Here is a 14599-nt window from a genome sequence, read left to right as displayed (position 1 = left end):
AAAACACAATTAATTTATAAAATAAAGAGAGCGGTTTGTTATGATAACAAGCCGCTTTTTTGTGCGGTTTATCTTAGCCCCTAGTTTGGAGCCTGTAAATGTTTGGTAATGTGACCATCAAAAAAATCTATGCCAGAGACCCTAATGAGCCTAACCGGCCCTCAACCACGCTTGAGCTATTGTTTGATTTGGTCTACGTCATAGCCGTGGCAGCAGCGGCAAGTGGTCTACATAATCGCTTGAGTGAACATGATTTGTCAGGCTTTATTACCTTTATCATCGCCTTTTTTATCTTATGGAACGCCTGGACAAGTTTTACGTGGTTTGCTTCAGGTTATGATCCTGATGACTGGTTTTATCGCTTGTCGGTGATGTTTCAGATGTTCGGATCCTTGATGATAGCGGCTAATATTCATCAGTTTTATGAGCAGGGGCTAACTTGGATTGGAGTGACAGGCTATGCCATTATGCGGCTGGCGAGCTGTAGTCAGTGGTGGCGGGTGTACAAAGATGTGCCTGGGCACAAACAAGTCGCTGGGCGTAGCATCGTAGGGCTGCTAACTTTGCAAGCGATGTGGATTGGATGGCTGTTTTTGCCGCCGTCTATGCAAATGCCTGCACTGATTATCTTTATTATCGCGGAGCTCCTCATGCCGTTATGGGCGCGAGTTGAGCAGTTTAACAACTGGCATCCTGGGCATATCGCTGAGCGCTATGGCTTACTCACGATTATCGTCTTGGGTGAAGGCGTCGTTGGTGTCAGCAACAGTATTCAGTATTTTTTGGTCAACTCAGACTCTGCGGCAAGCTCTATTATGTTTTTAGGCTCAAGCCTAGTAGCACTAGTGTTCTCTTTGTGGTGGCTATACTTTATCGTACCCTTTGATAGAATATTGAACAAGGAGCGCGAGCGTCATGATCTATTCTTATTTGGCTATAGTCACTTTTTTATATTTGCCTCCATAGCCGCACTAGGTAGCGCGCTCAATCTCGTCACTGAAGCCACGGCGAGCGGCACAACGAGCGAGAGCATGGTATCAGAGCCGTATGCTATGAGCGTATTGATGGTGATGCTGACCTTGTATCTACTGACGCTCACAATTCTTAGAACGCTGATGTGTCGCAAGTCCAGTCGCAACGCTCAGGCCCTACTGATAGCACTAGTTATCATAGTCTTGAGCTACTTTGCAGTCTCGCAAGGCCTGCCGATTACTTTAGGGATTTGGCTAAGCACTCTTGCGCCCGTTGTGATGATTTGGTTTTTTACTCAAGACAACAAGCATTGGAAAGTAAGTTAGTTTGGAGTGTAAATTGCGCTTGTTACGGCAACATTTTTAGCGCACTATAGAGCATAACTAGGTGATAAGGCTATGATTTTATTGATAGCTTTTGGCGGGTTAAGTCAGATCTCATCTTAAAGTTGGGACAAAAAATCTGCAATCTAAATACTCTATATTGGCACTGTTATGACACAAAACTTGTCATCTTACGCACTAAAAGCATCTATTGTGATACTAGTTTTGGTATTACACGGTGCTACGGTATGGGCAATGATGTCTATACAAACGCCTGCGCGCCCTGAGATAACCCCTGTTATTCAACCCATTCAAATAGAGCTCATCACACTCGATACGTCTAATAAAGCGTTAAGTACAGACACGCAACTGGTCACGCCCAAACCTAAAAAAGTAGAAGCAGTCGAGCCTCAATCAATACTAAAGTCAGCTGCACCTAAACCACCAGAAGTAAAATCCGTCCAAACGCTTACACAAAAAGAGCCTACCCAAAAAATTTCATCTATAGAACCTACTGTGACTGAATCCAAAGATACAAGTCAAACTGTAGCGTCAGATGTTAAAGACTCTAAACCCAATACAAGCCAAGAGTCATCCGTCATATCTGCTCAAAAACTCTCAACTCATGAGTCCAGAACCATAACTCGCGCTACAACTCAAACTGATGACTCCGAATTTGATCTCGCTGCGATGATCAGAGCCATTAATGCGCAGTATAAGCGCGAGCAAGCCAAGCAGCGAAAGTCTTTGGCAAAACAAGCAGATAGAAAGCTTAGACAGCAAGAAGAGTGGCGATTGCAGGCTGAAAACGAAACGATTACTAAAATGCTTGCTTTAGCTGCTGAGCAAGCTGAAGATCAGCAAGCTGACATAGATACATCAGCATCCAAAAATGACGAGAACACATCCTTTACAGCAGACTTTGGTAGCTGGCGTGATGAACGTGAGCCAATCACTAGCATGCCCACGCTTGTATGGCAGAGTGTCGATAGAGACTTGGGCGATGTCTTCATTGTGCTGCTAGAGTTGCAGGTTGATAAAGAGGGTAGTATCACTGAGGTGCAAATTCTTGAGACATCAGGCAGCCCGATTATCGATGCGATAGCCACTACGCAAGTCAGAAGCGGACAACTCAACCCAATACAAAATGGCGGTATCGAAGTTGATGCAGTGGTACCTATGTCTTTAATATACGAGCGACCAACATTTAGAAATAAGCAATTGCAAGCTAGTGGTGATTAAATAGACTACTTGTGAGGATAAAGGTCCCGCCTTTGATCTTAAAGTGTATGTCGTATTTCATAAAATAACCCCCAAAAGCTGTGTCCAACTTATGGGGGGCAGTTCACTTCATTATGAGGGCAGGGCTTTTAAACCTTTTAACTAAACGCCCGCTCAAAAAACCACCATAGAGCAATGATGATACTAATCAGCGACCCTAAATAAAAAATTGCCCACTTGTAAAACTGGGTATGACGCAGCAATAATGCCAACGGAAAAACAACGGCGATAAATACCAGTTGCCCAAGCTCGATACCAATGTTAAAGCTAAGCAGTGCCAGCACGCGCGCACTAGTCGCTAATGGCAAATCGACGAGGACGTTGGCAAAGCCAAAGCCGTGAATGAGACCAAAAATAAAGGCTAAGTACACCGCTCTGACTCGCAGCAAAGGCACGAGGTTATTAAGCGCGGCAAAGGCAATGGACAGCGCAATAATAGATTCGATGATTTGTGCAGGTATACTAACAACTTGCAGAGCCGCTAGGCTTAGCGTGATTGAATGCGCTAGGGTAAATGAAGTGGCAATCCAAAATACCTCAAGTAACGCCGATTTCGGTTTTGTCACCGCGACTAGCTGTTTTTGCTTGCGCACGTATACCGCTGGTATCAAGAGCACAAACAAGAACAGCAGATGATCCCAGCCGATGAGCAAATGATGTATGCCACTTGTTAAGAAGTTAAAGGCCATAGCCAGCATACCGGTATCTGCCTGCGACCCTAGCGGATGCTGTCCTACAGAGAGCACTTGTAGCGAAGTATCATCACTTGCCTTAGTCAATAGCAAGCGATGATTGGCATCGATACCTGAAAGTATCTGATAATCAAGCATGTCAATAGAAGAGGCGCAGTCAAACTTAAAATCTGTATACAGATAGTTAAATCCGCCGCGGGTATTGATCGCTAAAGGCTCAAAAGCAGTGATTTGACAAGGTTGACCACCGCTTTGCAATACCACTTGCGAGGCAATAATCGCCTCTATCAGCGGTGCTTGCGCTTTGATTTCCGCCCAGCTTACATCGCGGTCTTGGTTTGGGTCTATGTCTATAAGTAGCGCTAAATCTCGAAGCGATAACTCATACTGAGCGGCGTACTGGCTTTCAGAATCGACTGAATTTAGGTTTAGATAAGCGGTACTCGACTCATGCGCCTGCGCTACAGTCGCCGTTATAGTTAGCAGTATCGCCAGTAAAGATAGCGTCAAATAATGATAAGCATGACGCCATGAGAGTTTTTTATACGTGCTCATAGAGACTTATCCTTATTCATCGCCTGCGTGACAGTGCAGTTAAGACACTTATCTATTTTGCCTAAGCGCAATGCTTGCTCAAGTGCAGGATACTCAAACTGCGTATCACTGATAAATTGCTGGAGAATATCGATATCTTGTTGACTACTCGCTTTGATAGCGGCGGTTGCATATAGCACAATATCAGCCGTTTCGCGCTGCTGTTGCCAGTTGTCCCGCGCAAGTTTAAGCGCGTCGTCCGTTTGCTCAGCGAGCAGAGCATACATCGCTTGCTCGCGAGTATGGGCGTTTTCGCCGCGCAATTGCCACACGTCAATACGCTCTTTCATAAGTGCTAGGTTTGTATCCGCTTTGGGGTCTCCCGACTGCATTTGCGCATCGATAAGACGCAGTAGCAGTGCATCTTTATCAGTATGATCTTGTAGCAAATCGATTACTTGTTGGTACTCACCGATGCTTAGTAGCCAATCTGCACGCGCCATCAGTGCTGGCACGGTTTGCTCATCCATCACCGCAAAGACTTGCTTGGCAAGTGCGGTATCTTGGCTACGCAGGGCAGCATCAGCTTGCATCAAATATATCCAGCGAGCCGTTGATGGATCAAGTCCAGGCGCGATTGCTGCAAGTCCATCTAAGGTCTGGTTAGCTTGACTAAGATCTCCCGTCATACTTTGTATTTGAGCGATACAAGCGGCTTGGTATACACGTAGCGAAGGATCACTTAATCGGTCACAGTACTCCGTAGCCTCATCAAACTGTCCTTGTACAACCAGCAATGAGGAAAGGGTTAATAGGGCATCTGGATACGCGGGGTTTTGACTCAGTATTTGACCGAGTATCTCTTTTGCCTCAGCAAACTTGTGATCCGACTGCAATGCTCGTGCTCGCAGCATTAGAGTCTCTATGCTTTGATCTTCGCTTTGATCCAATTGCGCGCGTGCTTGACCGAGCGCGCGCGGGTCGCCTTCTAAATAAGCGCGTTCTAGTAGCTGCCGAGCATTGTCGTTATTACCAGTATGAGCAGGAGCTGTCAGATCAGAGGCGCTGCTATAACGAGGAGGCGGGGAGTCTGACGGCAGAGTCTCAAGGACTTGCATATCGTCTGTCGGTATAAAGGGCGCGGCATACAATATCTGACTACTAAACAGTAAAATGAGCAAGCCAATCACAGATTTTGTCCATAGCATAAGAGTACTCCTCACAAAACGTAAAGAAACACCTGATCAGAAATCCGATCAGGTGTTAGGGTTTTTTGCAGAACACTATAAAGAGGCGTTAGGATCTTTGATAGCGATAGGCTCTGCTCGATTGGCGTCAGACAACATAATCCTGTCGATGTCTTGCGGCTCATCGGTATTGACATTATTGCTAGCATCAATCACAGCAGAGGTCTTGTTTACTGCATCCTGTGCATTGGCTTGATCTTTGATAAGATCATTATCCACTTGGCTTGGCGGGTCAAAATTGTCGTTATCATTATCACCAAAGCAACCTGTCAGAGCCGCCGAACCTGTAACCAATACTGCTAAAAGTAAATAGCGCATCGTATTTCTCCTTGAGTTAGCGTCAGCTTATCGGCTGTCTGAATCTGAATCTGAATTTCCGCTACCTGCGTTAGGAGTCGTTAGATAAGGAAAGACTGAGTCAAACTCGGTAGCCGTTTTAAGTGCACGATCAGTGAGTAACGCTTTACCCGCTTTTGCATCTGCAGGTGCACATGGAATAACAGTATTTGGCAAACCTGAATGACACAATGCACCCATAGAGACTCTTAAAGCAATATCGGTGACATCATCACCGGGGCGTCGACCATTTGGAAATCCAGCAGTATCAACACCAGTACTAGGACGTCCATCAGTTTGAACGCTTTGAATAAGACTAAGTAGTCCTAGATCGTTCTGATTATTAGCGGCTACAGCAGGAATACTAGTATTTAGGCGCAGCATTTCTGATAGCACTTGGTCTGTATTAGCAGGAATAGCAGGTTTGTTGACCGTTGGTACGCCTGTTAAAAAGGCAGTGACAAGATCCTGACGCGGAAGGTTAGTCGGTGCTGGTGCTGCAAACAAAGTCTCAATGAGTTTTGGAAGCGTAGGGTAGAGGACATAAGGTGCAAAGTTGTTAGCGTCATCTTTTGGCTCTGAGGCGTTAAATTTATCTTTGTCTTTTAAACCGATAATCACTTCATTAACTAGCGGCATACCTAATCTTGACACTTGTGTCCATGCACCGCCTTTTTTGGCTGTAGTGCTAATACCGGAGCCAGGATTTGGATTGACTAAAGTTGCTTGACGCACACTCGCTGTTGTCCATGCACCAATGACAGGGTCAGAACCAGCAGTTAAACAAGCCTTAGGTACTTCCATCGCAATCGAGGTGACGTTCTTGTCTGCTAATATATTAGTTCCACCATCACGCGACAGTGTGGGATCAAGGTTAATTAAATCAAATACTCTGCCTAGATCAATAGCAAAACCTTCAGCGCGCTGACCAACAAACACTTTACCCTTAGTATTACAGCCTGGAATGGTCAAATCGTTAATAAATCCTCGAGCATAATTAGGATAGTCAGCGAAAGACTTGGTACCGATATAATCAAATGGCTTATCAAAAGTACCTAAAGACGTCCGATTGCCACTACGGCGATCGCCTTTCACCATTGTGACTTCATACTTTTCAGTGGTTTGTAGATTTGATTTGTTTGACGCATCACCAATATTAGACAAAGCAACAGCAACGTCTGGCGTTGATGGATCGTTATCAGTGTCAAGCCCGATGCTGTTCAAATTTTGCGTAAAGTTAAACTGAAAGGTAATATCTTCGACCGCATCGCCATTGTTGTCGATATGAATCTCATACAGGGCATCTGGATCAAGGGCAAAATAGTTCGGTCCGCCATAGGCGTCTTGTAATGGCAGATAGTTGGCGATAATCGTGACAAAGTTTGCACGATTATTCTCGTAGCTGTTAAACATATAAAAGTCGGTAGCATCGACTTTAGGAGTCTTAGTAATAGAAGGGGCTTCTCGGTGACTTGAGGCTACTGCGCTTGCACTCATGCACAGAGTTACCGCTGCTATTAACGCTTTGGTCGTGTGTTTCATACGTATCCTTGTAAAGAAACTGAAGTGAGATGGGGTTTAGAACTTTAGTTAAGACATTGAAACTATGATGATTTTAATATATAAGCATCATAGCTGTTATTGAGTATACGCTCAAAAAGTCTTAAATATTTGTATATCTATCGGGTTTATTGCTACGTTCGTCGGATATTACAAATACTTACATTTTGAAAGATTTGCACTTTGACAAAAAAATAGCTTAGATAATCGTTTATTAAAATTTTTAATATAAACAAATATTTAGCGGTTTTATTTTGAATTGAGTGAAGGAAAATAGTGAAGTTATGGACTGTTAACATTGAGTATTATATTAAAGGTCAACTAAACCCCATAAATATTACTCTCAATATTGTGTTTCATATGCAGCAGTCGCGGAGCAATGACTTGCTCAATCTTGGTACGGCTAAGCACAAAGCTTGGCGCGCCGCAATTAAAGGTGAGTAGGCCCTCAGTGGGATGCATGATGGCCGTGGCCACAGCATTGACCTCCTTTTGCCAATCGCCAAATGAAAAGCAATAGCCAAAGTTCTCAAAGTCTTTAAACGCTTGCTCTAGGCTCGACTTGATTTTTGACCAGTCTTTATCGTGCTTACTACGAATCGCATTCATAATAAAGTCTTGCTCGGCAGGTGGCATACTCGCTAAGCAAGCACGTCCCATCGCACTAGAGTGCATAGGCAAGTACGACCCGACATTACGGCGCATGGTTGTGGTGCTAGAGCCTTGCACGACGTTTAGATACACCATCATCAGCCGATCGCGGGTTGCCATGGCAACGGCGCTGTCGGCGTACTCTGCTAGATCCGCCATGTAAGGCGTGACAAGATTATTAATAGAGATATTTGCCATCATGGTATAACCAAAGCCCAACACGCCAGCTGCCAGTTGGTACTTGCTACTGGTAGTAGATTGTTTTAGATAGCCGAGTTTGACTAAGGTATAGGTAAGACGCGTAATTGTGCCTTTAGGCAGCCCTGTTAATTGGCTGAGATCTTGATTGCCAAGCATGGGCTGCTGCGGGGTAAAACATCGTAGCAGCTCAAGCCCGCGAGCGAGTGCGGTGACAAACTGCCGATCGCTTTGATCTTTCATCTCACTTATAGGCTCTAGCAGCTCAAGAGCGCTGCTCGTAGTATTACGAATCGTCATAGGGCGTAGTATTGTAGGTAGTATTCTTGGTTGAGGTTATTCGCTCACTTCTTTAATCATATTGCGAGCGATAATAATTTGCTGAATTTGCGTGGTGCCTTCGTACAGACGATACAGACGCACATCACGATAAAAACGCTCAATACCGTAATCTGCAATGTAACCGGCGCCGCCATGAATCTGTACTGCGCGATCGGCTACGCGTCCACACATCTCAGTGGCAAACATCTTAGCACAGGAGGACTCAGTCACCACATCTTTACCTTCATCACGCAGGCGCGAGGCATCGAGCACCATAGATTTGGCCGCATAAATCTCAGCCTTTGAATCAGCAAGCATCGCCTGAATCAGCTGAAAACTGGCAATCGGTTGACCAAACTGTTTGCGATCGACAGCGTAGCGCAGCGCATCATCTAACATGCGAGAGGCCGCCGCAGTACTGGCCGCTGCAATATGCAAACGACCTTTATCCAGCACTTTCATCGCCGTCTTAAAGCCGACACCCTCGACGCCGCCGATCAAAGCACTTGCTGGCACCACGCAGTTATCAAAGATCACATCACAAGTATGCGCGCCTTTTTGTCCCATTTTTTTATCGATTTTACCTAAAGTAATGCCTGGGGTATCGCTTTCAACGATAAAGGCAGAGATCCCGCCCGCGCGTTTGTTCTGAGGGTCGGTACGCGCCATCACCGTGAAGACGCCTGCTTGTGGTGCGTTGGTGATATAGCGCTTAGTGCCGTTAATGACATAAGTATCGCCGTCTTTGATAGCAGTAGTGCGCAAGGAGGCGGCATCCGAGCCTGCTTCGGGTTCAGTCAGACAAAACGAGCCGATAATCTCGCCGCTGGCAAGTTTGGGTAGATATTTTTGCTTTTGATCTTCGGTGCCGTCGATGACCAGACCTGAGGAGCCAATGCCGTTGTTGGTACCGATAAGCGAGCGAAACGCAGGGGAGGTGCGTCCCATCTCAAAAGCGACGATGACCTCTTCTTCCATCGTGAGTCCAAGACCGCCGTATTCTTCTGGTATGGTCAATCCAAATAGACCCAGCTCGCGCATTTGACTGATGATCTCTTCTGGCAGGCGATCGTTTTCTGCGACCCAGTCTTCATTAGGTATGAGCTGATCGTTGACAAATTGACGAACGGTATTGACGATATGGTCGAGGACTTCTTGATCTCTAATCATGGGACTTCCTTGTCTGGTGTGACTGAATGTGAGAATAGTTTGGATAAGTTTAACGCTTATAACTAATAATATAAAAAACTGATAGTGCAAATAACCGATAGCACAAATAACGGTTTTACATAAAGAGCTTGTATGAGCCAAATAGCATAATCTATACTAAAGCAGATTACAACAATTTCGGTTTTAAGAACCGCAGTGCGGTATTTTAGTAGTGTTGTATTAATATACGCAAGACAACAAATAAGGATAGCATCATGGAAGAGTCCATCATTACCTGTGAGACATTAGATAGTGGCGTAAGTGTAATAACCCTCAATCGTCCTAAAGTTCGCAACGCCCTAAACGCTGAGTTACGCGCGCAGATGGCAGAGATTTTTATTCGATTAAATAATGACTCAAAGACCAAAGCTATCGTACTCACTGGCGGTGATAAAGTATTCGCCGCGGGTGCTGATATCAATGACTTTTTGACTGCAAAGACAGTCGATGTTTATCTGCGTCATAGCGAACAGTATTGGGACGCGATTACCGATTGCCGTAAACCTATTATCGCCGCAGTTAATGGCTATGCGCTTGGCGGCGGCTGTGAGCTTGCGATGCATGCCGATATTATTGTCGCGGGCAAGTCGGCTAAGTTTGGACAGCCAGAGATTAAGATAGGTCTGATGCCAGGGGCAGGAGGTACGCAGCGATTGTTTCGCTTGCTTGGCAAGCATAAAGCTATGAAGCTCATCTTAACGGGCGATATGATAAGCGCTGATCAGGCGGATCAAATGGGACTAGTGTCTGAAGTGGTGGACGATGAGGCGACTATTAAGCGCGCTGTAGAAATCGCTGAGCAGTTGGCAGGCTACTCGCCCATTGCTTTAACCCAAATCAAAGAAGTCGCCAACCTTGGGGTGGACATGCCATTGCAAGCGGCTCTAGCTTTAGAGCGTAAAGCCTTTCAGATTTTATTTGATACCGAAGATCAAAAAGAAGGCGCAAAAGCCTTTTTGGAAAAGCGTGATGCCAACTACAAAGGACAGTAGTCGTTTAAGGGATTAAGACACCACTAAATCATATAAAGGAATACTATGACTATCACATCATCAGATATGCAATCATTAGCCATTATTGGCACGGGCATCATGGGTATGGGTATTGCCCAAATCGCAGCGCAAGCGGGCATTAACGTATTGTTATTTGATGCCAAAACAGGAGCCGCTGAGCAAGGACGTCAAGCGCTTCAAGCGACACTTAAAAAACTTGCGGCTAAGGGGAAGTTTACCGATGAGCAATTGCAAGCGACTTTGGCTAATCTAACGGTGATTGAGGATATCGCACAAATTGCTGAAGTGGATATTGTTGTTGAGGCCATTATTGAAAATTTAGAGATCAAACAGCAGCTGTTTAAGCAATTAGAAGGCCTTGTTCCTACCGATACCATTTTAGCAACTAATACCTCATCGCTATCAGTGACCGCCATTGCCTCGGTTTGTACTTACCCAGAGCGGGTAGCAGGGTTTCACTTCTTTAATCCTGTACCGCTTATGAAAATCGTTGAGGTAATCCCAGGTCTCTCAACCGAGCCTGCAGTAACCCAAACGCTTACCAGTTTAGCCAAACGTATAGGCCATTTAGGCGTCGTCGCAAAGGATACGCCAGGGTTTATCGTCAATCATGGCGGTAGAGCTTTTGGTACAGAGGCGTTAAAAATACTAGGCGAGGACGTTGCCAGTCTTGAGCAGATTGATCGTATTTTGCGCGATGGCGCAGGCTTTCGTATGGGACCGTTTGAGCTGATGGATCTGACAGGCGTCGATGTCTCGCATCCGGTTATGGAATCGATTTATAATCAATATTACTTCGAGCCGCGCTATCGCCCGCATCCATTAACACGGCAAATGCTAGAGGGTAACAAGCTTGGTCGTAAAGTGGGTGAGGGCTTTTATCAGTACATAGACAATAAAAAGCAAGATAGTAAAAAGGTGACAGCAGATACCGCTCAAGAGTCTTTGTCTAACGCTGTATCTGACAAAGCCGTTAATTCAGTTTGGATTGGCGCGGATTTAGCGGCAGATAAACAACAGCTGGTTGATTACCTAAACGCTAATGACATCACTATCGATAATAACGATACCCCAAACCCTAGCAGTTTGGTATTACTGGCGATTTATGGCGAAGATACCACCAATGCCGCTATTCGCTATCAAGTGAACCCTCAACAAGCGGTTGCCATCGATATGCTAACGGACTTATCTAAGCATCGTACGTTGATGCCAAGTATCGTTACAAAGGACAAATTTGTCACGCAGGCTGATACTTTATTCGGTAAAAGCTTAAATAATAATTTGAATGAAGGCTCAGCTGGTGCTTCGCTAATTAAAGAAAGCACGGGCTTTGTGGCGCAGCGAGTTATGGCGATGGTGATTAATTTGGGCTGTGATATGGCGCAGCAAAGCATAGCGACGCCTGAGGATATCGACAATGCCATCAAGCTTGGCTTGGGATATCCGTTCGGTCCGATTTCGTGGGGTGACGCGCTTGGTGCTTCGCGTATTTTACTTATCTTAGAGCGTGTTTATGCTCTAACAGGTGATCCGCGTTACCGTCCTAGTCCGTGGTTACAGCGCCGTGCCAAGCTTAGTATTTCGCTGTTTACGCAGCAGAGTAATTTTTAATGCCAGATCTTTAATGCTAAAAACTAAAGCAGTTTGATGAACTCTATATCTCAATCGAAGCAACTCTTAAAACACAACAAGGAACAGTGATGTTAGACGCTTATATTTATGATGGATTAAGAAGTCCTTTCGGTCGCCATGGCGGCGCACTTGCCACTGTGCGTCCTGATGATATGATTGCGGCAGTGATCAAAGCTTTGGTTGAAAAACACCAATTGCCCAGCGACATCTTTGATGAAGTACTGATCGGTAACACCAACCAAGCGGGTGAAGACTCACGCAACATCGCACGCAATGCCGCATTACTAGCGGGACTAGATGTCACCACGCCCGGTCAAACCGTCAATCGTCTATGCGCGTCAGGGCTATCTACTGTCATTGATGCCGCGCGCGCTATCACTTGCAACGAAGGGGACATATTTTTGGCAGGTGGCGTTGAGTCCATGACCCGCGCGCCCTTTGTCTTTGCCAAGACCGAGCAGCCTTTTAGTCGTGACTTTAAAGTATTTGATACCACTATTGGTAGCCGATTTCCTAATCCTGTTTTAACCAAAGAATTTGGTGGCGATAGCATGCCGCAAACGGGTGATAATGTCGCGCGCAAATACGACATCAGCCGAGAAGAAGCCGATAAATTCGCAGCCGCCTCGCAAGCGAAATATCAAACCGCCAAACAAGCTAGTTTCTTTGATGAGGAAATAACGCCAATCACAGTATCGCAAGGTAAAAAATTACCAGACAAAGCGATAACGGAAGATGAGCATCCTCGCGCTAGCTCTACGGTAGAAGCACTGCAAAAGCTAAAACCGTTGAATGAGAATGGCGTGGTCACAGCAGGGAATGCATCAGGTATTAACGATGGCGCCGCTGCGCTGATTATTGGCTCAAAACAAGCAGAAGAAAAACTAGGCTTTAAACCTATTGCCAAGATTTTATCCTCTGGCGCGATGGGCGTTGAGCCAAATATTATGGGCGTAGGCCCCGTTGAGGCGATAAAGCTAGCACTCAAACGCGCTGACTTGACCCTTGATGATATGTCCATCATTGAGATTAATGAAGCCTTTGCATCCCAAGTACTAGGCTGCCTAAAGGGTTTGGATATCGACTTTGATGACAAGCGCGTTAACCCAAATGGCGGCGCGATTGCGGTCGGTCATCCGCTTGGTGCGTCAGGTGCTCGCATAGCCTTAAGTACGGCGCGCGAGCTACAGCGCACGGGCGGACAATACGCGGTAGTCAGTTTATGCATTGGTATTGGGCAAGGGCTGGCTATGGTGATAGAGCGGGTGTGAGCGGTTAGATAGTATTTGGTTCATACTCAATATATTTCAAAATAACGCGCAGTCAGTTGCGGTAGTTAATAATGTAAACTAGAAGGAGAATGTCAGCTTTGTAAAGACAAAGTCTATTCGAAATAGTACAGATTAAACAGTAGAGGCATTGATAATAGTCTGTCACAGCTGCACGCAAAGCATGTTGGTCGGGTTTAATTAAGCAAAAATAGAACCGCCAAGTAAGCTCATGATTTGGCGGTTCTAAAATACAATAGCTAGTTTGCTGATTATAACGAGATTTGCTGGGCTTCGCCTTTTTCAAGTGCAAGCTTAGCAGCAGCAGAAGCAACTGCTAAATCTTGCAGGCCAACACCAGTCCCATCAAACAAGGTAATCTCATCATCATTACTACGACCTGCATGTTCACCGTTGATGACGTCACCAAGAGTAGTGATATCACTTTCTTTGATAGCACCAGACTTAATCGCATGCTGAGCCTCACCAAGGCTAATCGATTGCGCGATTTCATCAGTAAATACGGTAGCGGCGGCGATCAAGGCAGGATCGACTTCTTGTTTTCCGACCGTATCAGTACCCATACAGGCGATATGTGTACCAGATTTGATCCACTCTTTCATAAGCAGCGGCTCAAACGCTGAGGTAATCGTGATGATTACATCAGCCTGCTTGCAAAGCTCTTCGCGCTCCACTGATTTAAACGGTACGCCTATCTCTTCAGCGACGGCTTGTAGGGTTTTGAGGCGATCCTTGTTCTTGTTCCAAGCCACTACCTTTTCAAAATTGCGTTGCTCAAGAGCAGCACGCAGCTGAAAAGTAGACTGATGACCGGCGCCGATCATACCTAATACTTTGCTATCTGTGCGCGCTAAATGGGCAATCGACACGGCAGAGGCGGCCGCTGTACGTACCGCCGTTAGGTAATTGCCACCGACGAGGGCGCGCAACTTACCATTATCTGGATTGAATAAGAAAATCGTTGACTGATGATTGGTCAAGCCTTTAGCGGCATTGCCTGGCCAATAACCACCTGATTTTAAACCTAGTGATTTACCAGCACGGTCAAAGCCAGATTTAAAGCCATATAATGCATCAGCATAGCCAATTGCTTCACGAATCACAGGGAAATTATAGGCATCACCGCTTGCCATAGAAGCGAACACGCTCTCAACTGCTATAAATGCAGATTGGCGATCAATCACAGACTTACAAGCCTCTTCTGAGACGATTATTAATCCTTCACTATGGTCACTCATAAAAGCTCCTTTTTATATATTGTCTATATAGAATTACTGCAAAATCAATGCGATAAATAGCGAAAGGCAGTACGTTGTGCCCGATTCGATAAAATATCAAAAC

The 14599-nt window shown here is 45.5% G+C and carries 12 protein-coding genes; 5 read left to right on the top strand and 7 right to left on the bottom strand.

Annotation, left to right across the window (positions count from 1 at the left end):
• Window positions 1-98 precede the first annotated feature (98 nt).
• Window positions 99-1298: a low temperature requirement protein A gene (locus ACTXGE_RS02515; protein WP_443541639.1), complete on the top strand. Its 1200-nt coding sequence runs from the start codon at window positions 99-101 to the stop codon at window positions 1296-1298.
• Between the two features lie 252 nt (window positions 1299-1550).
• Entirely contained in the window at window positions 1551-2537 is a 987-nt protein-coding gene (locus tag ACTXGE_RS02510) for an energy transducer TonB (protein WP_443541637.1), read from the top strand.
• A gap of 137 nt (window positions 2538-2674) precedes the next feature.
• Here ACTXGE_RS02510 and ACTXGE_RS02505 read toward each other — a convergent pair whose 3' ends face one another.
• The 6 genes from ACTXGE_RS02505 to ACTXGE_RS02480 form a co-directional block, all read right to left on the bottom strand.
• The gene (locus ACTXGE_RS02505) at window positions 2675-3823 is read right to left on the bottom strand and encodes a HupE/UreJ family protein (protein ID WP_443541636.1); all 1149 of its coding nucleotides are present in this window, start codon (window positions 3821-3823) and stop codon (window positions 2675-2677) included.
• Window positions 3820-5010: a tetratricopeptide repeat protein gene (locus ACTXGE_RS02500; RefSeq protein ID WP_443541635.1), complete on the bottom strand. Its 1191-nt coding sequence runs from the start codon at window positions 5008-5010 to the stop codon at window positions 3820-3822. The genes ACTXGE_RS02505 and ACTXGE_RS02500 overlap by 4 nt, the downstream gene beginning before the upstream one ends.
• A gap of 75 nt (window positions 5011-5085) precedes the next feature.
• A complete protein-coding gene (locus tag ACTXGE_RS02495; RefSeq protein WP_443541633.1) occupies window positions 5086-5367 on the bottom strand; it encodes a hypothetical protein in 282 nt (93 codons plus the stop codon).
• A gap of 27 nt (window positions 5368-5394) precedes the next feature.
• Window positions 5395-6927 carry a DUF4331 domain-containing protein gene (locus ACTXGE_RS02490; RefSeq protein WP_443541631.1) on the bottom strand — a complete coding sequence of 511 codons (1533 nt, stop codon included), beginning with the start codon at window positions 6925-6927 and terminating at the stop codon, window positions 5395-5397.
• Window positions 6928-7266: 339 nt separating this feature from the next.
• On the bottom strand, window positions 7267-8094 hold the full coding sequence (locus ACTXGE_RS02485; RefSeq protein ID WP_443541629.1) for an IclR family transcriptional regulator: 828 nt from the start codon (window positions 8092-8094) through the stop codon (window positions 7267-7269).
• 36 nt (window positions 8095-8130) lie between these two features.
• Window positions 8131-9285, bottom strand: a complete 1155-nt coding sequence (locus ACTXGE_RS02480) for an acyl-CoA dehydrogenase family protein (protein ID WP_435950832.1) — start codon at window positions 9283-9285, stop codon at window positions 8131-8133.
• Window positions 9286-9539: 254 nt separating this feature from the next.
• Here ACTXGE_RS02480 and ACTXGE_RS02475 point away from each other — a divergent pair, with 254 nt between their 5' ends.
• The 3 genes from ACTXGE_RS02475 to ACTXGE_RS02465 all read left to right on the top strand — a co-directional run bounded on the left by ACTXGE_RS02475 (window position 9540) and on the right by ACTXGE_RS02465 (window position 13240).
• Window positions 9540-10316: an enoyl-CoA hydratase gene (locus tag ACTXGE_RS02475; protein WP_435950833.1), complete on the top strand. Its 777-nt coding sequence runs from the start codon at window positions 9540-9542 to the stop codon at window positions 10314-10316.
• A 45-nt stretch (window positions 10317-10361) separates the two neighbouring features.
• Window positions 10362-11948 carry a 3-hydroxyacyl-CoA dehydrogenase gene (locus ACTXGE_RS02470; RefSeq protein WP_435950834.1) on the top strand — a complete coding sequence of 529 codons (1587 nt, stop codon included), beginning with the start codon at window positions 10362-10364 and terminating at the stop codon, window positions 11946-11948.
• Window positions 11949-12037: 89 nt separating this feature from the next.
• Complete coding sequence (locus tag ACTXGE_RS02465; protein ID WP_443541627.1) at window positions 12038-13240, top strand: 3-oxoadipyl-CoA thiolase; 1203 nt, start codon at window positions 12038-12040, stop codon at window positions 13238-13240.
• 269 nt (window positions 13241-13509) lie between these two features.
• Here the strand turns inward: ACTXGE_RS02465 and bhcD are convergent, their stop codons facing one another.
• The gene (gene bhcD / locus ACTXGE_RS02460; RefSeq protein ID WP_435950836.1) at window positions 13510-14496 is read right to left on the bottom strand and encodes an iminosuccinate reductase BhcD; all 987 of its coding nucleotides are present in this window, start codon (window positions 14494-14496) and stop codon (window positions 13510-13512) included.
• Between the last annotated feature and the right edge of the window lie 103 nt (window positions 14497-14599).

Source organism: Psychrobacter sp. T6-4, assembly GCF_052258425.1.
Taxonomy (GTDB): Bacteria; Pseudomonadota; Gammaproteobacteria; order Pseudomonadales; family Moraxellaceae; genus Psychrobacter.
Note: the sequence above shows the minus strand (reverse complement) of the source record. Positions and strands in the feature narration are given on the sequence as shown.